The sequence below is a fragment of the Zooshikella ganghwensis DSM 15267 genome, from assembly GCF_000428585.1.
In the GTDB taxonomy this organism is placed as follows: Bacteria; Pseudomonadota; Gammaproteobacteria; order Pseudomonadales; family Zooshikellaceae; genus Zooshikella; species Zooshikella ganghwensis.
Genome location: NZ_AUAF01000031.1, coordinates 23959 through 46584, shown reverse-complemented (window position 1 = coordinate 46584; position 22626 = coordinate 23959). Strand labels below are relative to the sequence as shown.

Annotated in this window: 23 protein-coding genes; 8 read left to right on the top strand and 15 right to left on the bottom strand. The window is 42.7% G+C overall.

Going from position 1 to position 22626, the window contains the following annotated elements; genetic code table 11:
- Nucleotides 1-270 (top strand): transposase (locus F607_RS35775; protein WP_027707898.1); only part of this gene is annotated, 270 nt, incomplete at its 5' end.
- A 234-nt stretch (nt 271-504) separates the two neighbouring features.
- Here F607_RS35775 and gcvA read toward each other — a convergent pair.
- On the bottom strand, nt 505-1386 hold the full coding sequence (gene gcvA, locus F607_RS0109420; RefSeq protein WP_027707897.1) for a transcriptional regulator GcvA: 882 nt from the start codon (nt 1384-1386) through the stop codon (nt 505-507).
- Between the two features lie 159 nt (nt 1387-1545).
- Between gcvA and F607_RS0109415 the strand changes: the two genes are divergently transcribed.
- A complete protein-coding gene (locus F607_RS0109415) occupies nt 1546-2475 on the top strand; it encodes an AEC family transporter (protein ID WP_027707896.1) in 930 nt (309 codons plus the stop codon).
- A gap of 110 nt (nt 2476-2585) precedes the next feature.
- On the opposite strand, the gene cysN is transcribed toward F607_RS0109415, so the two are convergent.
- The 3 genes from cysN to F607_RS0109390 form a co-directional block, all read right to left on the bottom strand.
- Nucleotides 2586-4235 carry a sulfate adenylyltransferase subunit CysN gene (cysN, locus tag F607_RS0109405; RefSeq protein WP_027707895.1) on the bottom strand — a complete coding sequence of 550 codons (1650 nt, stop codon included), beginning with the start codon at nt 4233-4235 and terminating at the stop codon, nt 2586-2588.
- 97 nt (nt 4236-4332) lie between these two features.
- On the bottom strand, nt 4333-5241 hold the full coding sequence (cysD, locus tag F607_RS0109395; protein ID WP_027707894.1) for a sulfate adenylyltransferase subunit CysD: 909 nt from the start codon (nt 5239-5241) through the stop codon (nt 4333-4335).
- A 341-nt stretch (nt 5242-5582) separates the two neighbouring features.
- Nucleotides 5583-6341 (bottom strand): Nif3-like dinuclear metal center hexameric protein, encoded by a 759-nt coding sequence (locus F607_RS0109390; protein ID WP_027707893.1) that lies wholly within the window; start codon nt 6339-6341, stop codon nt 5583-5585.
- 143 nt (nt 6342-6484) lie between these two features.
- Here F607_RS0109390 and F607_RS0109385 point away from each other — a divergent pair, with 143 nt between their 5' ends.
- Nucleotides 6485-7729 (top strand): S1C family serine protease, encoded by a 1245-nt coding sequence (locus F607_RS0109385; RefSeq protein WP_027707892.1) that lies wholly within the window; start codon nt 6485-6487, stop codon nt 7727-7729.
- Between the two features lie 100 nt (nt 7730-7829).
- Here the strand turns inward: F607_RS0109385 and hisC are convergent, their stop codons facing one another.
- The 11 genes from hisC to F607_RS28940 all read right to left on the bottom strand — a co-directional run bounded on the left by hisC (nt 7830) and on the right by F607_RS28940 (nt 18226).
- On the bottom strand, nt 7830-8939 hold the full coding sequence (gene hisC / locus F607_RS0109380) for a histidinol-phosphate transaminase (RefSeq protein ID WP_038290811.1): 1110 nt from the start codon (nt 8937-8939) through the stop codon (nt 7830-7832).
- Nucleotides 8940-8971: 32 nt separating this feature from the next.
- Nucleotides 8972-10279 (bottom strand): histidinol dehydrogenase, encoded by a 1308-nt coding sequence (gene hisD, locus F607_RS0109375; protein ID WP_027707890.1) that lies wholly within the window; start codon nt 10277-10279, stop codon nt 8972-8974.
- 60 nt (nt 10280-10339) lie between these two features.
- Nucleotides 10340-10984 carry an ATP phosphoribosyltransferase gene (gene hisG / locus F607_RS0109370; protein ID WP_027707889.1) on the bottom strand — a complete coding sequence of 215 codons (645 nt, stop codon included), beginning with the start codon at nt 10982-10984 and terminating at the stop codon, nt 10340-10342.
- A 17-nt stretch (nt 10985-11001) separates the two neighbouring features.
- Nucleotides 11002-12261, bottom strand: a complete 1260-nt coding sequence (murA, locus tag F607_RS0109365; RefSeq protein ID WP_027707888.1) for a UDP-N-acetylglucosamine 1-carboxyvinyltransferase — start codon at nt 12259-12261, stop codon at nt 11002-11004.
- Nucleotides 12262-12331: 70 nt separating this feature from the next.
- Nucleotides 12332-12589: a BolA family protein gene (locus F607_RS0109360; RefSeq protein ID WP_027707887.1), complete on the bottom strand. Its 258-nt coding sequence runs from the start codon at nt 12587-12589 to the stop codon at nt 12332-12334.
- 106 nt (nt 12590-12695) lie between these two features.
- Complete coding sequence (locus tag F607_RS0109355; RefSeq protein ID WP_027707886.1) at nt 12696-13010, bottom strand: STAS domain-containing protein; 315 nt, start codon at nt 13008-13010, stop codon at nt 12696-12698.
- A 3-nt stretch (nt 13011-13013) separates the two neighbouring features.
- Nucleotides 13014-13673 (bottom strand): MlaC/ttg2D family ABC transporter substrate-binding protein, encoded by a 660-nt coding sequence (locus F607_RS0109350; protein ID WP_027707885.1) that lies wholly within the window; start codon nt 13671-13673, stop codon nt 13014-13016.
- 34 nt (nt 13674-13707) lie between these two features.
- Nucleotides 13708-14175, bottom strand: coding sequence for an outer membrane lipid asymmetry maintenance protein MlaD (gene mlaD / locus F607_RS0109345; protein WP_420864431.1), 468 nt, complete (start codon nt 14173-14175; stop codon nt 13708-13710).
- Nucleotides 14175-14990 carry a lipid asymmetry maintenance ABC transporter permease subunit MlaE gene (gene mlaE, locus F607_RS0109340; protein WP_027707883.1) on the bottom strand — a complete coding sequence of 272 codons (816 nt, stop codon included), beginning with the start codon at nt 14988-14990 and terminating at the stop codon, nt 14175-14177. Before mlaE ends, mlaD begins: the two co-directional genes overlap by 1 nt.
- Nucleotides 14987-15802 carry an ATP-binding cassette domain-containing protein gene (locus tag F607_RS0109335; RefSeq protein ID WP_027707882.1) on the bottom strand — a complete coding sequence of 272 codons (816 nt, stop codon included), beginning with the start codon at nt 15800-15802 and terminating at the stop codon, nt 14987-14989. Before F607_RS0109335 ends, mlaE begins: the two co-directional genes overlap by 4 nt.
- 762 nt (nt 15803-16564) lie before the next feature.
- Nucleotides 16565-18226, bottom strand: a complete 1662-nt coding sequence (locus tag F607_RS28940; protein ID WP_051311214.1) for a M20/M25/M40 family metallo-hydrolase — start codon at nt 18224-18226, stop codon at nt 16565-16567.
- Between the two features lie 665 nt (nt 18227-18891).
- Between F607_RS28940 and F607_RS0109320 the strand changes: the two genes are divergently transcribed.
- The 5 genes from F607_RS0109320 (at nt 18892) to lptA (ending at nt 22622) form a co-directional block, all read left to right on the top strand.
- Nucleotides 18892-19869: a calcium/sodium antiporter gene (locus F607_RS0109320; protein WP_338112615.1), complete on the top strand. Its 978-nt coding sequence runs from the start codon at nt 18892-18894 to the stop codon at nt 19867-19869.
- A gap of 119 nt (nt 19870-19988) precedes the next feature.
- A complete protein-coding gene (locus F607_RS0109315; RefSeq protein WP_027707879.1) occupies nt 19989-20963 on the top strand; it encodes a KpsF/GutQ family sugar-phosphate isomerase in 975 nt (324 codons plus the stop codon).
- Entirely contained in the window at nt 20960-21493 is a 534-nt protein-coding gene (locus tag F607_RS0109310) for a KdsC family phosphatase (protein WP_027707878.1), read from the top strand. Before F607_RS0109315 ends, F607_RS0109310 begins: the two co-directional genes overlap by 4 nt.
- A 48-nt stretch (nt 21494-21541) precedes the next feature.
- Nucleotides 21542-22123, top strand: a complete 582-nt coding sequence (lptC, locus tag F607_RS28935) for an LPS export ABC transporter periplasmic protein LptC (protein ID WP_051311212.1) — start codon at nt 21542-21544, stop codon at nt 22121-22123.
- Nucleotides 22107-22622: a lipopolysaccharide transport periplasmic protein LptA gene (lptA, locus tag F607_RS0109300; protein ID WP_027707877.1), complete on the top strand. Its 516-nt coding sequence runs from the start codon at nt 22107-22109 to the stop codon at nt 22620-22622. Before lptC ends, lptA begins: the two co-directional genes overlap by 17 nt.
- Nucleotides 22623-22626 lie beyond the last annotated feature (4 nt).

Genomic DNA, 22626 nt, shown 5'->3' with positions numbered 1-22626 from the left:
CCAGTGCATAAAAGCAAAAAAGTACGCCAATTTGTAGCAAGACAGCAAGGAAAAATAAGCATTTTTCTCTTGCCACCCTATGCCCCTGATCTTAATCCTGATGAACTGGTATGGAATTACATTCGACAGACAGGCACTGCTCGGATGCCACTTAAAAAGGGGGAATCACTGCTAGAAAGAACATTTATCGATTTAGAATTGATTGCACAAAATAAAGCATTAATAAAATCATTTTTTAGAGAAACAACGGTATCCTTTGCTAGTGACTAGGTAGTAAGTGAACTAGTTTCTTTTTTAGTGTATTTTTTGTGAACTATACAACAAATTTTGTCTTTAGGGCACTTCTAAGAATAGTGACTTTCTGAAAAAAAGTAAGCAGCTGCATAGAGAGCCACAGTATATTGCCTAGCGAAGAGTGTATAAGAAAACTCATAAGGATTAGCGTTCAGCACTGACACCGTTATCTAGGAAGAAGTGCATTTTTTGAGATACCTTTTAACTAATTTATGAGAATTTATACCAAGTAAGTAACCACTGAATAAAGTCAGCCACTTTAGGATTACTTTGTTGCTTTTTAGTAAGGACAAAGTAACGATAACCTGATTCATAGGTAATATTGATAGGTTGCACCAGTCGCCCACTTTCAAGGTCATCTTTCACTAGAAAGTCTGGTACTAGAGCAATCCCCAGCCCCTCACAGGCAGCTTGGATAAGCATAAAAAAATGCTCCATACCTATCCGCTGAAATTGGGGTTTATCAATATGTTGTGCATTAAACCAGCGCTGCCAGATTTTATCCCGCGACGTATGCTCTAAAAGGGTGTACTTCATTAAATCAGCGGCAGTGCTAACTTTCTCTTTGATAATATCCTGATGACAGACAGGAATAAGTTTTTCAATAAAGAGTTCGTCCGCTTGCATACCAGGCCAGCCACCCTGCCCACTACGAATAACGACATCAACACCTGGAGGAAATAACTCTGTCTGGTTATCTCGGGTAATGACATTAAGGACATAGTGTGGGTAATGTTGCTTAAACTGGTTTAACCGTGGAATCAACCATCGTGTACTGAGTGAAGGCAATACACTAATAGTCAACAGCTCACTGGGTCGATGAGCACTGATGACACTCTGAGTGGCATCACTTAAAATATTTAAGGCACTCGCAATCGCTGCTTGATATTGAAGACCTGCTGCCGTCAGAATTAGTTTTTGACCTTGCCGAGCAAATAAATCAAACCCTAAATAAGCCTCCAGCTTTTTCACTTGCCGGCTTACTGCACCTTGTGTCACGCATAACTCTTCTGCTGCTAGCGTAAAGCTCTGAAGTCGCGCAGCCGATTCAAAAGTTTTTAATGCATTAAGTGGTGGAAGTTTACGTGCCATGCATCAACCTGTTATGAGAAAAACTCATGATAGCCCTAAGTTTAATCGTTTGCTTATTTTATGCTAACTCGTTGTAATCACCATGTTTTACAACAGTAAGTTTAATCACTGAAATCACTTCAGACTTACTCTATTCTCATTACTTAGAAGTACATAGTTATGGTTAGTACCGGTTTTTTAATGACCAAAGTGAGCTTCCTATTCATTTTGGTGATGATTGGCTTTACCTTGGGTAAGCGTTTCACTATCGAGCTAAAAACAATTTCTACTTTATTACTTTATTTGCTCTCCCCAATTGTGGTGTTCAGTGGCATTGCTCAAGCTAAGCTCTTACCAATGTACTCACTCATTCCCATCTTCTTTTTCCTTTTCAGCCTGACAATGGCGCTCATAGCGCTTAAGTTTGGTCGCTTGTTTTGGCAAGACAATACACGCCACCTATTTGCTCTATCATGCAGTACCGGTAATACCGGCTATTTTGGTCTACCTGTTGCCATGGCGATTCTTGACGAAACCGGTGTAGCACTGGTTATTTTTGCCATGCTTGGCATTACTCTCTTTGAATATACAGCGGGCTTTTATATCACTGCACGAGGTCAGTATGATGTGCGCAAAAGCATACAAAAACTAATTAGACTGCCCTTCTTTTATGCATTTTTAGCGGGCTTGCTGATAAACCTGACACGATTAGAACTGCCCTCAATCATTACTGATCAACTACCCATTTTCAAAAGCAGCTATACCATGCTGGGGATGATGATGATTGGCTTTGCGCTGTCTTCCGTAACACGGAAGGATATTGACTGGAAATTAATCGGCCTGACCACCCTAAGTAAATACTTACTTTGGCCCTGTTGTGTCATTTTAGTGATATTGCTAGACCAACATTTCCATCAGTGGTTGGATGACATTATGATTCAAGTGATGCTACTAATATCTGTTGTCCCTCTGGCTGCGAATACCATCGCGCTTGCTGTTGAACTCAATGTGCATCCCCAAAAAGCCTCTGTTGCAGTACTAACCAGCACCGCATTGGGTGTACTCATTATTCCTGTATACCTTTCTACCTTAACGCAATGGCTCATCTAAAAGGTAAACCCAACTACTGACACAAAAAAAGCCCTGCTGTACTGATTCAGCAGGGCTTTTGATCATTCTATACCCTTCGTTTTGGGTATAAGCATCTCTAGCCACTTTGACTACAGTTGAGTTGCTAATTCTTCAACTGTTTTGGCTAAGTGAGAAACGTCATCAACTGTAAGCTGTTGGGTCGCAACACGATAACTGTTTTGTGGGTTGGCACAGACTAGCAATACAATAAGCCCCTGTTGCTGAAGGTACTCAGCAATACTCATCATGGACTCTATTTCTGTATCGGGTAAAGCCTCCTGATCCAGCACCACAACATTACGTCCTTGATTAAATAAACGCCGCTCTAAGTGCTTAGCAGCAGTCTGGCGCTCCTGGCCAGTAATTTCAATAATCTGAGGCTGTTGATCAAAGCGTGCTGCACGCTCTTGTTGACTAACAGGCTTCACCTGTTGTTCACCAATACCTTTGACCATACCAGCCCCAACAGTAACATTGGTCATTCGGTCAATTAAAATAAAAGCTCCCGTTCCTGGGTTAGCCTGGTAATTATCTAGAGCAACCGCTTTGTTTAACGCAAAATGACACTGTGCAATCTCATTGAGTTGTAGCTGATGCCCTTGTTGTTGCTTAAGGGTGTTAACATCTGTTTTGTATTCAATACGGGTTAATGTAGCAATAGCCTTATTTGTCAGAAACTTAATATCATACTGTTTGCCCGCCTGAAGCGCTGCCTCCGCCATCCACACTACCGTAGCCTGTATATCACTTGCCACCAATGGCAGGTTGTCAGGCTTAACAAGTAAGTCTCCACGACTGATATCAATTTCATCTGTTAATGTCAGTGTAACCGCTTGCCCTGCAAAGGCTTCAGACAACTCTCCGTCATAAGTCACTATTGCTTTTACGCGGCTGCGCTGCTGTGAAGGAAATACCACCAACTCATCACCAGTTCGCACAACACCTGACGTGATAGTGCCACTAAAGCCACGAAAATCCAGGTTCGGCCGGTTAACATATTGAACGGGAAAACGAAAATCATCAAAGTTACGATCTGCGCTGATTTCTACTGTTTCTAAAATAGACATCAATGGCTGACCTTGATACCAAGGCGTATTTGCACTTAGGTTTACAACATTATCACCGTCCAGCGCCGAGATTGGCACAAAGTGAATATCTTTAAAGCCCAATTCAGCTGCAAATGCCGTATAATCTTCCTTAATTTTTGTAAAAACATCCTCTGAAAAACCCATCAAATCCATTTTATTAATGGCCACGATGATATGCTTGATACCCAATAACGAGGTCAAGAAGCTATGACGACGGGTTTGTGTTTTTACGCCATTTCGCGCATCAATTAAAATAATGGCTAAATTACAGGTAGATGCTCCCGTCGCCATATTACGAGTATATTGCTCATGGCCAGGGGTATCCGCAATAATAAATTTTCGTTTTGCTGTTGAGAAATAACGATAGGCTACATCAATCGTAATGCCCTGCTCGCGCTCAGCTTGCAAACCATCAACCAGCAGCGCTAAGTCTAACTTTTCACCCGCATTACCACTTTTTTTACTATCGTTTTTAATTGACTCTAAATGATCTTCATAAATCATTTTAGAGTCATGCAATAGCCGGCCAATTAAAGTACTTTTCCCATCATCAACACTACCACAAGTTAAAAATCGTAGTAGCTCTTTCTGTTCATGCTGTGCTAGATAAGCATTAATATCAGTAGCGATCAGTTCAGATTGATGTGACATACCCAGGCCCCACTTTTAATGCTGCAAATGTTAATACCACACTGGTGGTTGCATTAGTGCTATTTTGGCTAATAAGACGGCAGTTATTGTCCATAGCTTAGAAATATCCTTCTTGCTTTTTCTTTTCCATGGAGCCTGCACCATCATGATCAATCACACGACCTTGTCGCTCTGAAGTTTTAGTCAGAAGCATTTCCTGGATAATATCAGGCAAAGTTGTAGCAGAGGATTCAATAGCACCTGTCAGGGGGTAACAGCCAAGGGTTCTAAACCTGACCATTTTCAGTTCTGGCTTTTCATCATCGTGGAGAGGAAAGCGTTCATCATCAACCATTAAATCCACACCATCACGCATCACAACAGGACGTTTTGCTGCATAATACAGTGGCACAATGGGAATATTTTCTAAATGGATGTATTGCCAGATATCGAGTTCAGTCCAGTTTGATAAAGGAAATACACGAATACTTTCGCCCTTATTCACTTTACCATTGTAGATATTCCATAATTCAGGACGTTGGTTTTTGGGATCCCAACGGTGATTTTTATCACGGAAAGAGTAAACACGCTCTTTGGCACGAGACTTTTCTTCATCTCGTCTAGCACCACCAAATGCAGCATCAAAACCATACTTATTCAGTGCCTGCTTTAAGCTCTGGGTTTTCATAACATCAGTATGCTTGGCACTACCATGAATAAATGGATTAATCCCTAAAGCTTCACCATCAGGGTTTTTATGAACTAACAGCTCCATACCCACTTCGTTGGCACGTTGATCACGAAAACTAATCATTTCACGAAACTTCCACCCCGTATCAACATGAAGCAGTGGAAATGGCGGCTTACTTGGGTAAAAAGCTTTTAACGCGAGATGCAACATGACAGAAGAATCCTTGCCAATAGAATAAAGCATGACTGGATTTTCAAACTCTGCGACCACCTCGCGGATAATATGGATACTTTCAGCTTCAAGCTGTTTTAAGTGGGTCAGATTATTTGCTTGCATCTCAGGCTACCATAGCGATTCTTCACACAGTTAACTTCAAAACGGATAATCGCAGTTAAATTTATTACACGGTTTGTTCCCTTGTGAAAGTCTCAAGGTTACCGCATGGATTATCAGATCCGTTGCCAAGCTTTCATTTATCCCCCTGTCCAGCAGGGTTATGTTACTAGAAACCTACTATACCAAATTAATAATAATTATAATAAGCCGGCTATTTAGACGTTTTTATCATATAAATATGTTTTTTGGGGATAACTGTTGTCGCTGAGGGAGGGGTAGCCACAACCCAATGTCTTCAAACAATAAGCTGCGGCTAAAATACAGAACAATATAAGACAGGATTAAACAGGATTATCGATATCAACAAATACGTGTTCAAGACCAAAATGGCCCGCAAGTGCAGCCCCTAAGGCTTTAATGCCGTAGCGTTCCGTTGCGTGATGGCCTGCAGCAAAATAATGAATACCTAATTCCCTTGCACTGTGTACCGTAGGCTCTGATATTTCACCAGACAAATACGCATCAACACCCAAGTGTGCTGCTTTTTCGATAAAGCCCTGCGCTGCTCCAGTACACCAAGCGACTCTTTTAATGGGCTGATTACCAGACTGGATAACTAAGGGGGAACGTCCCAATACTTTGGTTATTTGCTGAGAAAACGCCTCTACTGTCAGCTCATCAGGCACTTCTCCCACCAAGCCAATGCTGGTATTCATATCAGCATCCATGCCTTGTGTTATCTTCCAACCTAATTGCTTAGCTAATTGAGCATTATTACCTAATTCAGGGTGGGCATCTAAAGGCAGGTGATAAGCTAACAAGTTAATATCGTTAGCCAATAATGCTTGTAAACGCTTTTTCTTCATACCTACAACCGGTTCCGCTTCACCACGCCAAAAATATCCATGATGAACCAGCAGCGCATCCGCTTGTAAACTAATTGCTTGGTCAACCAAGGCTTGACTCGCCGTGACACCAGTCACAATTTTCTTAATATGTGACTTGCCTTCCACTTGTAAGCCGTTGGGACAGTAATCTTTAAATAGCTGCGGCTGCAACCATTCACTTAAAGTATTTATAAGGACTTTACGTTCAACCATAGTGTATATGTCTTACATTAGCAGAATATGGGATGACAGAATAAGTCGTGAATCCGTATAATGATTACGCCCAGGGGGTTGCAACACCTGAATAGCTTGGCCTCACTTTAAAGCCAAAGGCAAATTAATACGAAAGCATGACTATGAAAAAACTAGTGCATTTTCTTACATGGCCAACAATCTGCGGTGTCTTGGTTGCCATCATTCTGATGCAGCAATTCCCCGGTCTGGTTGGAATAAATAATACTGCCGAACAAGATACACCACAGGTTACTCAAGCAGTATACAACAGTAATAACAGTCCTATCAGCTCCACAGATCCTGTCGTGATAAAACAAGAAAATGTCACTGTTTCAGCGGCTAGAACTGGACCCAGTTCTTATAGTCATGCGGTCAAAAAAGCGGCCCCTGCCGTAGTGAATATTTATACCACCAAGATTATTCGAGAACGTCAGCACCCTATCTTTGATGACCCTTTTTTCCAGGATTTTTTTGGTTATAACCAAATGCCTAAACGGAAACGGATGCAATCAAGCTTAGGTTCTGGCGTTATCATGAGTCCTGAGGGATACGTTGTTACCAATAACCACGTAATTGCTGGTGCTTCTGAGATCCTTATATTACTTCAAGATGGCCGAGAGACTCCCGCCCGTGTTGTGGGTACTGACCCTGAAACAGACTTAGCTATCCTGAAAATAGACCTGGATAATTTACCTTCAGTTACCTTAGCCCCCACTCGAAATGCAGAAATTGGCGATGTGGTATTAGCAATAGGCAACCCTTTTGGGGTTGGCCAAACAGTCACAATGGGTATTATTAGTGCTACGGGACGAAGTAAGCTGTATCTAAATACCTACGAGAATTTTATTCAAACAGATGCTGCCATTAACCCTGGTAACTCTGGTGGTGCACTCATTAATGTTCATGGTGACCTGCTGGGTATCAACACTGCGATATTTTCTAAGTCAGGAGGCTCCCAAGGCATTGGCTTTGCTATTCCTTCAGAGATTGCCCGTGATGTCATGCTATCAATCGTTAAGCACGGTAAAGTTATTCGTGGCTGGTTGGGGCTAGAAACACAACAGTTTACTCGTGAGCTAGCGGATGCTTTTGGTCTTCCCCATATAGAAGGCATTTTAATTACTGGCGTATACCGTAATGGCCCTGCCTTTCAAGCCGGTTTAAAGCCTGGTGATTTAATTCTTGAAATAAACAGTATGCATGCGCGGGAAGGGCGCAAAGTGATGTATCAGGTTGCTCAAATGCGCCCCGGTGAAGAAGTTTCCATTAAAATTATTCGTAATGGTATTGAGCAAGACATTAAATGTATTATTGGCTTAAGGCCATCCCTATCAGGCCTGCAAGAGCCTTCTCGCTCAAGGCATTAGTCAAACGTTATCGATCTACTTTTTCAAGGTAATGCATTTAAACACCACTCATCCAGGCTAAAACTAAAGCCAAGATGAGTGTATTTCTGCATAAGCAAGTTTAACTGGCTAACAATGCTGCTAATTCTCTTAACAACACTTCATTTTCCTCGGGTGTGCCAACAGTAATCCGCAAGCAGTTATTTAGTAAGGGATGACTGCCATGAAGTGACTTGATGAGCACGCCTCTTGCCAGAAGTAAGCGCTGGATCTCTGCGGCATCATGCTCCAGCGTGCGGCAGAGTAAAAAGTTTGCCTCACTAGGCCAAACATGAAGATTATCAAAGGCAGACAACCTTTCTTTAAGTAGTTCTCGATCCGCACAAATCTGAGCAGTTTGTTTAAACAACTCATCCACATGTTGTAACGCAAATGCCGTGCTGGCTTGCGTGAGCACATTAATATTGTAAGGCAAGCGTAGCTTATTTACTTCTTCCAACCAGCCTGGATGGCCAATTAAATAACCCAAACGTAACCCTGCTAACCCGACTTTAGAAAGGGTTCGCATAATGACCACATTGCTATAGTCAGCCAGCAAAGAGTAACCATCACTTGAGGAAAATGCAGTATAGGCTTCATCTATAACCACCAAACCAGAAGCGGCTTCAATAATGCGCCGGATTTTTTCTTCTCCAAACACATTACCCGTTGGGTTATTGGGTTGAGCTAAAAAGATTAAGGCTGGGTTATGCGTCTCAATAGCCTTCAGCATAGCACTGACATCGAGAGAAAAATCTGTGCCTAGTGGTATCCCTACGTAATTCATTTGTAGGAATTGTGCAATCATCTTATACATCACGAAGCTTGGCTCAGGTGCTAGTATCGTTCGCTTTGGGCCTGCGACTGCCATTGCCAATAGCTGAATCAACTCATCTGAACCATTGCCAAATAGCAGCTCATAGTCTTCCGCTATATGGAAAGCATCGCGAAAAGCCTGTTTTAACTGAGAGCAATCTGCATCAGGATAACGATTAACATGAATCTGCTGGAGCGCATCAAGCCATGCCTGCTGCATTGCTGACGGCCAATGATAAGGATTTTCCATAGCATCAAGTTTGATGACATGTTCCTCAATGGCCGGTACATGATACGCTTTTAAAGCTTGGACATCGGTTCTCACCCAGCGCTCAACACGAGCGCTTACTGCCTGTTTACGATTATCGCTCGCCATAGGTGGTCTTCTTATTGTTAGCTATTATTTCATCACTCTTTGGTTACGATCCGGTACTCAGCTGAACACGCATGGGCGGTCAGACCTTCAGCTCTCGCAAGTGTTGACGCAATTTGTCCTATTTCACTGGCACTTTCTGCAGAAAAGCTTATCAGTGAAGAGCGTTTTTGAAAGTCATAAACCCCTAAAGGAGAAGAAAAGCGAGCAGTCCCAGATGTAGGTAGCACATGATTTGGACCTGCACAGTAGTCACCCAATGCTTCTGCCGTATAACGTCCCATAAAGATAGCACCTGCATGATGTATTGCAGGTAAGAGTGCTTGAGGATCTTCTACAGATAATTCCAAGTGTTCAGGGGCTATTTTATTACTTACAGCAATTGCCGTATCCATATCTGGCGTCCAGATTAACGCGCCACGATTTTTTAATGAAGTTTCAATAAAGTCCTTTCTTTCCATGGTTGGCAACAAGCGCCGTATACTTTCTTTTACCCTGTTTAAGAAGTCACGATCAGGAGACACCAGAATAGACTGAGCATCTTCATCATGTTCTGCCTGAGAAAACAAATCCATGGCTATCCAATCTGGGTTTGTTTTACCATCACAAATCACCAGGATTTCAGAAGGGCCCGCAATCATATCAATGCCTACCTGGCCAAACACCAACTGCTTGGCAGTAGCCACATAAATATTACCTGGCCCTACAATTTTATCGACCTTTGGTACCGACTCGGTACCATAAGCCAAAGCCGCTATTGCCTGAGCACCACCAATGGTGAACACTTTATCAACCCCAGCAATGGCTGCTGCAGCTAATACCCAGTCATTCACCACATCTTTGGGCATAGGCACAACCATAATCACTTCGATTACCCCAGCCACTTTGGCAGGAATTGCATTCATCAACACCGATGAAGGATAGGCTGCTTTTCCTCCTGGAACATAAATACCCACTCGTTCCATAGGTGTAACCTGTTGCCCAAGTAATACACCCTCTTCTTCGTATTGCCAGGAATTTTGGACCTGCTTTTCATGATAACGCCTAATCCGTTCGGCCGCCGCTACCAGGGCTTGCTGATCACCAGCACTCAAGCGTTGGCGAGCTTCTTGGAGTACTTCTGCCTCAAGGCATAACTCAGCTATCGAGGTGATTTTGCGTTGATCAAAACGACAGGTGTAGTCAACTAAAGCCTGATCTCCACGATGTCGCACATCACCAATAATAGACTGAACAGTGCTTAACACCTGCTGATCAGAAACAGCCTCCCAGGCAACCAATGCATTTAAGCGGGTAGAAAAATCTTCTGCTGTGGCATCTAGCCACTGAATATCAAGAGACATGAATCCACTCTCCAACCAAGACTGCTGCACGGTATTAAATAAGCAAAAATATTTGGCCTGTTACAGCACTTCCTGCTTATTAACGGCTGACTCCAGGTCTTGAATCAGGGTCTGCAATAACTGATGCTTTATCTTCATAGCTGCTTTATTAATGATCAGCCTCGCGCTGACATGAGCAATCAACTCTCTAGGCGCTAAGCCATTTGCGCGAAGTGTATTACCCGTATCAACCACATCCACAATTTCATCAGCCAACCCTACCAAAGGTGCTAACTCCATAGAACCATACAGCTTTATAATTTCTGCTTGCTGCCCTTGAGCAGCATAAAAGCGCTTAGCTATGTTGACAAATTTGGTTGCCACTCGTCGTCTGCCAAATTGTGGTCTTTCATCCACAGGCCCAGCAGTCATTAAACGACAGCGCGCAATTTTTAAATCCAGAGGTTCATAAAGACCATGGGCACCATGCTCAAGCAGAACATCCTTGCCAGAAACACCTGCATCAGCTGCACCATATTCAACATAAGTAGGAACGTCAGTGGTACGTACAATCAGCAAGTTAACATGAGGGTGATGGGTGGGAATAATGAGTTTGCGACTTTTTTTAAGATCTTCTGCAGGCTCTATGCCTGCAGCTTTGAGTAAGGGCAAGGTTTCATCGAGAATCCGCCCTTTAGATAACGCAATCGTAAGTTGATTTTTCATTGTTTTAGTAGCATATGCTAAGGTACACGTCTGATTTTTGCGCCTAATAATTGCAGTTTTTCTTCGATACACTCATAACCACGGTCAATATGATAAATACGATCAACCACAGTATCGCCTTCAGCAACCAAGCCGGCGACCACTAAACTGGCCGAAGCGCGTAAGTCAGTTGCCATAACGGGCGCAGCTTTAAGCTTTTCAACACCAGTGACAATAGCCGTATTGCCCTCAATAGTAATATTTGCACCCATTCGCATCATTTCCAGGGCATGCATAAAGCGATTTTCGAATACAGTTTCGGTGATACTACCTGTCCCTTCAGCCACTGCATTTAGTGTGGTGAATTGCGCCTGCATATCAGTTGGGAAAGCAGGATAAGGTGCTGTTTTTAAGCTGATTGCTTTCGGGCGCTTGCCATGCACATCCAACTCAATCCAGTCATCCCCTACAGTAATATCAGCACCCGCTTCTTTTAGCTTACTCAACACTGCCTCAAGGATAGAAGGATCAGTATCTTTCACTTTCACCCGGCCACCAGTCACCGCAGCCGCTACCAAATAGGTTCCAGTCTCAATCCGATCAGGCAGTACCGAGTAAACACAGCCGTGAAGCTTTGGCACGCCATCAACCACAATCGTATCACTACCGTGACCTGAGATTTTCGCTCCCATTTTAATCAAGCAGTGCGCTAAGTCGACCACTTCTGGCTCCCGAGCCGCATTTTCAATCACCGTCTGCCCGTCAGCCAGGCAAGCAGCCATCAAAATATTTTCGGTCCCAGTAACAGTCACCGTATCCAAAAATATGTGTGCACCTTTTAAACGGTCTTTAACACTGGCTTTGATGTAACCATCTTCAACTTTTATATCTGCCCCCATGGCTTCCAGACCACGGATATGCAGATCTACAGGTCGACTGCCAATTGCACAGCCCCCTGGCAGAGCGACTTCAGCTCGACCAAAGTGCGCTAGCATGGGTCCCAGCACGAGAATGGAAGCCCGCATGGTTTTCACGAGTTCGTAGGGAGCACTTAAGCTCTTAATTGAGTTTGCATGAACTTCAACGTTTAGCTTTTCATCAACCACAAGCTCAATGCCCATCCGGCCAAATAGCTCAATCATGGTTGTTATGTCATGCAGATGTGGAAGGTTACACACAGTCACTGGCTCATCAGCCAGAAGCGTTGCTGCCAGGATGGGTAAGGCGGCATTTTTCGCTCCGGAAATTCTAATCTCTCCATCCAGGCGACTACCACCGGTAATAATCAATTTATCCATTAATTATTCCTCAAGCACTTACTAAATACTGAGCCAGATCGACTCTGACAGCACAAGGAGTATTTTATTTCTATTGCTGTCCATTTTGTTGGAGATACTGTTGCCACTCAGCAGGCGAGAAGAATTTCATCGTAACCGCATGGATAGTGCCATCAGCGATAAGGTGGTTGAGGTGAGCATAAACCATTTGTTGTTTTTTCACTGGGGATAAGCCTGCGAACTCATCACTGACAAGTATCAGCTGAAAATTACAGCCTTCACCCTCAACAATAACGTCAGTGTTTGTCAACTTAGCTTCTAATAATGCTTTTATTTGCTCTGGTCCCATCGCTACCTCAACATAAAATGCTGAAAAAAAGGGGGAGTATGATATAAAAAAAAACGCAGCGGCGAAACCTTAACTGCGCTTTAATTACCATAGCAAATTTGACTTTTTACTCAATTCCTAAGGGAAGCACACTATCAAGACCACTTACTCTGGCTAAATCAAACAAATCAGCCGACATGTTTATGAATTTAAGTTGGTATGAGTTTTTCTTAGCAAAGCGCAGCCAGCAAAGTAAGACAGAAAGCCCTACACTACTACAGGCAGTGATTCCACTAAGATCAATCTGCCAGGCTGCAACTGAGTTGTCACCACTCATTAAATCCCGCCCCTGCAGCTCAATAACAACAGCATTGGCGGCTTCAAGACTACCAGCAACCTTAAGCGCACCTGGCTGAATAAGCTCTACTGTTGCAGTTGTCACAGCTTAAGCACCTTTAGCCTGAGTCTTTTCTTGAGCAGACTTCATGATATTAGACCAGTCATCAATCACTTTTTGAATGTTTCGCTGGTTTTCACGCATAGCTTGATCAAACTGAGACTGGAAGACTTTCCCAATATTAATGCCATTAACAACAACATTGCGTAATTTCCACTCTCCAGCACCATCTTTAAACATCGTGTAAGTTAAAGGATAAGTTGTTCCATCAGCAGCATAAATAGTCATGTGCACGGGCACACGAGGCTTACTGAGTTGGTTTGCAGGGATAGGTTTTACATCAATACGCTGGTTATCATATTTAAGTAACGCTTTCCCATAAAACTCAATCATGCTGGTTTTAAACGCTTTTTCAAACTGCTGTAATTGAGCTGGTGTCGCTTTTTTAATGTGACGAACACTCATAACACTACGGGCAATCTTATCGAATGCAACAACGGGCGAGAGCACTGTATCCAGCTCATTAAAAAAGCGTTGTGGATTAGTTTTATAGTTAGGCTTTTCTTTTTTGATAACCGCAATCATGTTTTCAGTGGTTTGCTTCACCAGCTGATCTGGGCTATCTGTTACAGCAAAAGCACTTGAGATAAGCAAGCATTGCGCAAATACCACGGCTATCGCTTTAGTAAAATTATTTCGCAAATTCATGAATATACCTTCGTCTAGCTAATCCTGTTTATCTTTATTCAACTTCTTTGACTGATTGTTTAAGGAACTTTCCAATCAAATCTTCAAGAATTTGCGCTGGTTGGGTATTCCATATCTCCCCACCTTCCTGCAAAGTCTTTTCCTCACCACCTAACGTAATACCAATATACTGTTCACCCAAAAGGCCAGAAGTCAAAATGGCTGCTGTGCTATCTGTTGGAATATTGTTAACCTGGCTGTCAATTTCCATAACAACTTTGGCACGCATTTCCGCTTTATCATAGGAAATAGAAACTACTTTTCCTACATTGACACCACTAATAGCCACCTTGGAACGCACTTTCAGACCACCAATGTGATCAAAGAAAGCATGAACATGATAAGTACTTTGGGCTGTCTGAATGGATAATCCACTGACTCGCAAAGCCAACAGGATCAGCGCAAATATGCCTGCCAGCATAAAAACACCCACGCTGATCTCAACGGTTCTCATGCGCACCATTACAGTTCTCCGAACATCACTGCCGTTAAAATAAAGTCCAAACCCAGTACAGCTAATGACGAGTAAACAACCGTTCTTGTTGTTGCTCGACTTATACCTTCTGAAGTGGGCAAAGTATCGTAGCCTTGGAAAACGGCGATCCAGGTTACGACAAAACCAAAGACAAGGCTTTTAATCACACCATTACAGACGTCATCCGCAAAGTTAACGGACTGTTGCATGTTTGACCAAAAAGACCCTTCATAGATGCCAAGCCAGTCAACACTGACCATAGCCCCGCCATAAATGCCAATCACACTGAAGATTGCAGCGAGTAAAGGCATTGAAATAAAACCTGCCCAAAAGCGTGGTGCAACTATTCTTTTTAGTGGATCAACACCAATCATTTCCATACTGGACAGTTGCTCTGTTGCTTTCATCAAGCCAATTTCTGCTGTAAGCGCAGATCCTGCCCGCCCAGCATAAAGCAGTGCTGTCACAACGGGACCTAACTCTCGTAATAGCGTTAACGCGACCATCTGGCCAACAGCTTCTTCAGAGCCATAGGTAACAAGTATGTTATATCCTTGAAGGCCCAGCACCATTCCAATAAAAAGTCCTGATACTGAAATGATGACCAGCGATAAAACACCTATTGAGTACAGTTGTTGTAATAATAATTGATAACGCGAGCCAAAACCTGAACGACCAAAGATTGCGAGCAGTAAAAAGACACCTGAGCGGCCTATTGACTCAACCCGCATAATACCAAACTGCCCAAGGCGACGAAGAAAAGTAATGAAGCTGGTTATTAAATCGAGTCGTTGCTGCTTCATAACAGCTCCCCCATCAGCAAATCTTGACGATAGTCTTGTGCGGGATAATGATAAGGCACTGGACCATCAGGTAGTCCCTTCATAAACTGTCTTATTCTATCGTCCGTAGAGTTCATTAATTCACCAGGTGTTCCATGTCCTAACACACTGGCATCACCTACTACATAAATATAATCAGCAATACTGGCAGCCTCATGAACATCATGAGAGACCACAATACTGGTCAAGTTTAAAGCATCATTCAGTAAGCGAATCAGTTGAACCAATACCCCCATGGCAATGGGATCCTGCCCAACAAAAGGCTCATCATACATAATCATCATCGGGTCCAGAGCAATGGCTCTAGCTAAAGCCACCCGGCGTGCCATCCCTCCGGAGAGTTCACTTGGCATTAAGTCTCTTGCACCACGAAGGCCAACCGCATGCAACTTCATGAGTACAACATCACGAATCATAGCTTCAGGAAGCTGAGTATGAACGCGTAATGGAAAAGCAACATTTTCGTACACGCTCAAGTCAGTAAAAAGAGCACCACTTTGAAATAACATGCCCATTTTTCGTCTGACTTTAAATAAATCACTACGCCCTAAAGAGGGAATACTATGCCCATCCACAATAATATCGCCAGCATCAGGCCTAAGCTGGGCACCAATTAGGCGTAACAGTGTGGTTTTACCTGTCCCACTTGGCCCCATAATAGCTGTCACTTTTCCTCTGGGAATGTGAATTGTGACATTGTCATAAATAGCACGACCTGAACGCCTAAACGTTAAGCCGTTAATTTCGACAACATTATCAGAGGCAAACGCCATAACTTATTAACCTTTGTTAAACACAAAACAACATTAACTGTGAGTCAGGTTGGATCAAATAAATACCACACTCATTTTATTTGATTACGTAAGCTTTATTTGAAAATAGTGCACAATTTATACAACCACCTACTATTTAACTACAAAGAGAGGTAACCATCTCTCCCTTTTTTACAGCAGGGAAATGGATCCATAGTTAGGTAGAAGTACTTAGTACTGACTGACAGTATGAGTAATTTGTTACTAGGGCGCGCATTTTAGCACTATTTATGAGGGAAACAAAAAGCAGCTTTTTTATACACCAAACAAGAAGTGAATGTACTCACAAAAACTCAGAACATCTAAAACACTCGTCTATTTTTCACCCATCAACACTACGCACAATCATATAAGCACAATCATATTTTTTAGGTAATTGCATCTTGAAAAATGACCGTATCGATATTGTCTCATTCCGATGAGTACTTTTTTACCACACAACTAACCTAAAAAAAACAGCATATTTAACAATAACGAAACACTTTCAACCTATTTTCATAAACAACATGTTGTGCGACAAACATCAATACCAATATAAATAGAATGGCTATTTTTTACATTTACACATGCGTAATGTAAAAAAACATTACACAGCGTAAACAGTCAACAACAAAAATGATAACTAAGCCTATGTAAGGCGGTAGCAATATCACTTGAAAACAGCTTTAACCTCACCCCTCCTACGTTGAAATAAGGAGGGGTGAGATTATCATTTATGAAATCTTAGTTACTCCACTGCCACTGCTGGTAGTCATTGGATAGATCATGCCAAACACCTATCCAGTCACCATACTTCTCACCAAAGTGTGTTAAGTAAAATTTTGTGTGCTCAGCGTTTTGCAATTTGCCGCCAACCAATGCCCAACGCTGGGTATTATCTGTCGCTTTACAGGCATTCAGTTGAGCCATGTTGGCACCTGTAAACCAAGACTTCATAACCAAACATTGTTTTTCATCTACTTTTGGATGAATACGGCCAGCACCATCCATTTTCCATTTTTGGTTTGCTGAATTATTACACTTGCTTGCTGTTATCCGATTTCCACTTTGCTTATTGACTCCCAAGCAGAAGCCCTTGCCATTTTTTAAAGTCCTATAGGAACCATCGTCCGGCGTGGTCGGATCTGGCGTATCAGGGTCACCTCCAGCACTTTTTGCCAATTCAACAGCAAAAGCCGTTGCTAGCTTGGCAAACTTAATAGCATGCAAGCCATTCCCCCCAGCACTTTCCAGCGTATCTCTTGTGGTATGAATATTATTGTTCGACTCACGCATCTGAGCTTCAAATGGCATAACAGCCGGATATCCATTGCGGTGCCAAGAAGCATGATCCGAGCAGGCATATCCACAACGTCCATAGCCCACACTGATTTCTGGCAGATAGGTCTCGGCCAGCTTAGCCGTAAACTGAGTCAGCTCATTTGATGTATTGTCTTGCATAAAGACAACATCAGCACGTGAACCATTAAAGAGCGTCATATCTAGCTGCATAACCCCAATAACATTGGTATTACCTTGTTTATGACGTGTAGCAATATCTCCTGAGCCTCTTAAACCTACCTCCTCAGCAGCATACCCCATAAACTTTATAGTTCGCTTAGGATTAAAATCACTGGCAAAAAGCACGCGCATTGTTTCAGTGATTGATGCTATCCCTGAAGCATTGTCATCAGCCCCAGGGGCTTTTGCTCGGACTTTATCACCACTACCTTGGTTAATTGAATCAAGGTGCCCGCCAACAACAACAACCTCATCAGGTGACTCACTGCCTTTCCAGGTCAGCACCACTGAAGGCTGTTTCCACTGACTGTGTTTAACCAGCTCAACTGATACATTTTCACGACCTTTGGCTAACTGCTCCCAGTGACTTTTAATCCAGCTGGCTGCCTCAACACCCGTGTCACTTTGATAGTAACGATTATTAAACCGCGTTAAATTATTAATGGTTTCTTTTAAGGATGACTCCTGCACAGAAGGAATAAGCGCAGTAACAACTTCACCTTGATCAATTGTATAATCAGGTTTTACAAAACTATTAAGGGGGGTATTTTCATTCTGCTTTACTAGTGCCAGCGCTTGTTGAAAATCATCATGAACAATAAAGCCTCCACAACGCTTCATCCGCAAGTGGATAAATTGGCTTAATGCATCAATTTTCTTCTCTGAAACTTTGGCGACAGTCGAATTACTACTTGAGAACGCTTCATCTGTTGCCACTGATGACAGATCAACATCCTCTAAAAGGAAAGGCATTTCTGTTCGTATTTTTTCTCGCGTCTCTTTATCGATGGTAATCCAAAAACCATCATCCGCCCAACCAGGAATACTGATGGCAGCTAACAGTGCACTGCTGAGAAACACACGACTTAATGGTAGAAGCTTCACGGCTAAACCCTCGTGATAGAACTAGTTCATAACAACGAATAATTTCGGCTTGTAGTGACTGTACGTAAGGCGCTTAGCTGTGCTGCTGCCCTAATATACCCTTTGCCAAGGGTATACAGCAGATGAATACTTAAAGTTGAAAGTTTTTTATTTATAAGTGTTTTGCAAATAGAAATACCACCTGTGAAAATATCATTACCATCAACATCAAAATACTTCACAAAGAAGGTATAATTAAACCCATTTCAAAGCCTTTTTAGTAGGGCTAATCTGACCTGTTAAGACTAGCGATAGTAACCACAGTTGCTTTAAAGACAAAAAACCTAAAAAAATGATTTGTGATGGGTATAGCAAACACCTGTCGTACAGAACTAAGCCAAGCTTATCAGTTAATGAAGAGGGGGCTGCGGGGAGTAAGTCGCAAATTATTACCACTTACTTACTAAAACGCTGATCTGTATAACATATCCCACCAGAGTAATGATTTTCATCATCGTATTATTGTGAAAGTATAAATAGTGCAAACTATCAGCAAGCTTTACGGCTTAGTATCATTACCCCCCCACAACAAAGCATATATTTATTCTTTTTTCTTTACTTGCATTTCATTTACAGACTTCCTTTAATAGCGCCCAACTACATGAGAATATAAACGAGTTGAATTTATGTCTCTGCTATTAGCTTTTATCGCCGTTTTGGTTGGTTTTGCCATACTCATCTGGAGTGCAGATATGTTTGTTGATGGTGCAGCCGCTTCTGCACGAAATCTGGGCATGTCAACCATGATGATCGGTTTAACCATTGTTGCGTTTGGTACATCAGCCCCTGAGATTTTAGTCTCAATCATGGCTGCAACAGATGGACATTCAGGCTTGGCTGCGGGGAATGCACTAGGCTCCAACATTGCCAACATTGGCTTAGTGTTAGGTATTACTGCACTGGTAGCACCGCTTCCCATAAAGTCCTCACTATTACGCAAAGAAGTCCCTCTATTACTGGCAGTTACTTTGCTGGCTGGTATTTGTCTATTTGACTCAGGCCTAACCTTGCTAGATGGCATCATACTGCTGTGTGGACTAGGAGCAACGCTTTACTTCTTTTACCGCTGGCAGCGCAGCTCTTCAAAAGGTACAGACCCTCTAATTACTGAGGAAGAAGAAGCCATCCCAGAAATTTCTCAAAAAAAAGCTACGGTACTTTTTATTTGTGGACTGGCCCTACTCCTCTTCAGTTCACGAATTTTAGTATGGGGTGCCACAGAAGTTGCACAATGGCTAGGTGTCAGTGAACTTATTATTGGGCTAACAGTTGTTGCAATTGGCACCAGCTTGCCAGAACTTGCCGCCTCCATTGCCAGCGCCAAGAAAAACCATCATGACATTGCAATTGGTAATGTGGTTGGCTCGAATCTCTTTAATTTACTGGCCGTATTACCCATGCCTGCACTGATACATCCAGACCACTTCAGTAGCCTGGTTTTCCAACGAGATTACTTGACCATGTTGTTACTGACAGGGTTACTTGTTGGTATGATTTTCTGGGGTAAAATCCGTCAGTCTTCACTAAGCCGTGTTAATGGCTCCTGTCTGGTTGCATGTTATGTGGGATACTGCGTTGTTCTCTACTTAACTCACAGTCTTTAGTCTGTCATAATTCGCGCCAGCTAATTCTAATGAGCATTATTAGTGATTACTGCCCACAACACATATTAAATAAGCAGCCCAGTTATGCGCCTTTGATTCACTCTTTAGATAGGTAACTTATGACCAAGGCAGATCAGCTTATAGCATCAGGTAAACGCACCTTTGACATTGAGATTGAGGCACTGCAGCAATTGGCAGCCTCAGTGAATGCTGACTTTGTTGCAGCCTGTGAGCTTATTCTTGCCTGTAAAGGCCGAGTGGTTGTCGTAGGAATGGGTAAGTCAGGACATATTGGTAACAAGATTGCCGCAACGCTTGCCAGCACTGGCACACCCGCTTTTTTTGTGCACCCTGGAGAAGCCAGTCATGGCGATATGGGCATGATTACTTCAAATGATATTGTTATTGCTCTGTCTAACTCAGGCAACACTGCAGAAGTCGTTACCCTACTGCCACTTTTAAAGCGACTCGGTACCTCTTTAATCAGCATGACTGGAAACCCTCAGTCAACCCTTGCCAAAGCTGCCGATGTGAGCCTTGATGTATCAATTAAAAGAGAAGCCTGTCCTCTGGACTTAGCACCAACAGCAAGTACCACAGCCGCATTAGTAATGGGGGATGCATTAGCAATAGCCTTACTTGAAACCAAGGGATTCACAGCAGAAGACTTTGCCTTCTCGCATCCTGGCGGTAGCCTAGGTCGAAGACTCCTGTTAAAAGTCGCAGATATTATGCATCAAGATGATCGCCTGCCTGCTGTTCGCTCAGGTACTTCGCTAAGAGATGCCCTACTGGAAATGACTCAACAAGGGTTGGGGATGACCGCCATTGTAGATGCTGATGGTTTACTGCAAGGAGTATTTACTGATGGTGACTTACGCCGAGCACTTGACCAGAGTGTTGATATTCAGCAAGCCACCATTGACAGTGTAATGACAGCAAAGTGCAAAGTCGCTCAAGCAGATATGCTCGCAGCACAAGCGCTCAACATTATGGAAAAGCACAAAATTAATGGTTTGATTGTGGTCGATGACAACCATAAAGCCATTGGTGCACTTAATATGCATGACCTTTTACGCGCAGGTGTAGTATGAACTTACAGCATTTAGCCACAAAAGCCGCTGCGGTTCGTTTGCTGGTATGTGACGTTGATGGGGTACTGACTGATGGTCGACTTTACTTTACAGAAGACGGCCAGGAATTTAAGACATTTCATACTCTGGATGGTTTAGGCTTCAAACTTTTGCAGCAAACTGGGGTCAAAATCGCTATTATCACTGGCCGAAAATCCAAAGTTGTCAGCCAGCGAATGGCTGCACTTGGTGTCGATATTGTTTATCAGGGGCGTGAAGACAAGCTGGTCGTTTTAAAAGAAATCCTTGAACAACTTGAACTCACACCTGCACAAGTGGCCTATTTAGGAGACGACTTACCCGACCTTCCTGCAATCCGTTATGTTGGTCTGGGTCTAGCCGTTGCTAATGCAAATCCAACAGTAAAACACTATGCAGCTGGTGTCACCCAACAGTCTGGAGGCCTTGGAGCTGCTAGAGAAGTATGCGAGTTTATAATGGCAAGCCAAGGTACGCTTGATGCCCAGCTAGCTCCTTACTTATGTTGTTAACATGACGCAACTGTCTTTGACTTCTTAATGCTATGAGCTTTGTTCGCCATGGGCTTAAAACGTATTACTACACTGACATTATTACTCATACTGGGGTATGGCTTGTTTACTTTTTTAAACCAGCCAGATGCATTTAACTTAACCGCACCTAAAAGTGATAAAAAAGAAAATACTGCAGTTTCTCCAGATGTTTTTATGGAGTCTCCTGTTATTACCCAATATACAACAAAAGGTGAGCAAGACTACGTTGTTGTTGCTGAGAAAGTAAGTCACTTTCCTCATAATGATATTTCACTGATTGATCAGCCTGATATTTTGATTACGCGAAAACAAAGTAGCGACTGGCATACGACCTCACGGCAAGGAAGGATACTTCCTGGTGGAGATGTGATGGAACTCTGGGATAATGTCGTAATTAGGGAACAGAAAACAACTGGAAATCCTGGCATGATTATAACCACAGAGTTTCTGACTGTTTACGCAGAACAAAATCAAGCGAAAACCAAACGTCCAGTAACCATTAAAACTGACAACTCAGTTGTAAACGCGGTCGGCATGAATGCATATTTAGATGAGGAGCGTGTGGAGTTGCTATCCAATGTTAGGGGAACATATGAAGTGCAGGATTAACCTTTTCACACTAGGACTACTTTTTAGCCTTATAAGCCAGCAAACAGCCTGGGCTTTACCTGCTGATAGAGAAAAACCAATTCACGCAAAGTCTGATAGTGCTAATGCCGAAAAAGATGGTGTGCGTATACTGACGGGAAATGTTGTCATTACTCAAGGCACCATAAAAATTAGTGGTCACAAAGTCACCATTTATACTGACAAACAGGGAAATATCAACAAAGTGATTGCTCTGGGTAGCCCAGCACACTATGAAGAAAAGCCTGAACCTAACAAAGAACTGATTCGCGCCTATGGCAAGCAAATCAACTATATGATTCCTCAAGAAAAAGTTGAAATTATTGTTAATGCTAAATTATTTCAGGAAGGCAATAAGTTCACAGGCAAGCGTATTGACTATAACATGAAAACCCAAACTGTGAATGCTAAAGGCGACTCTTCAAAAGCTGGCGGCAAGCAACGTGTTGAGATGATCCTGCAACCTACAAAGACGAAGTAACTCT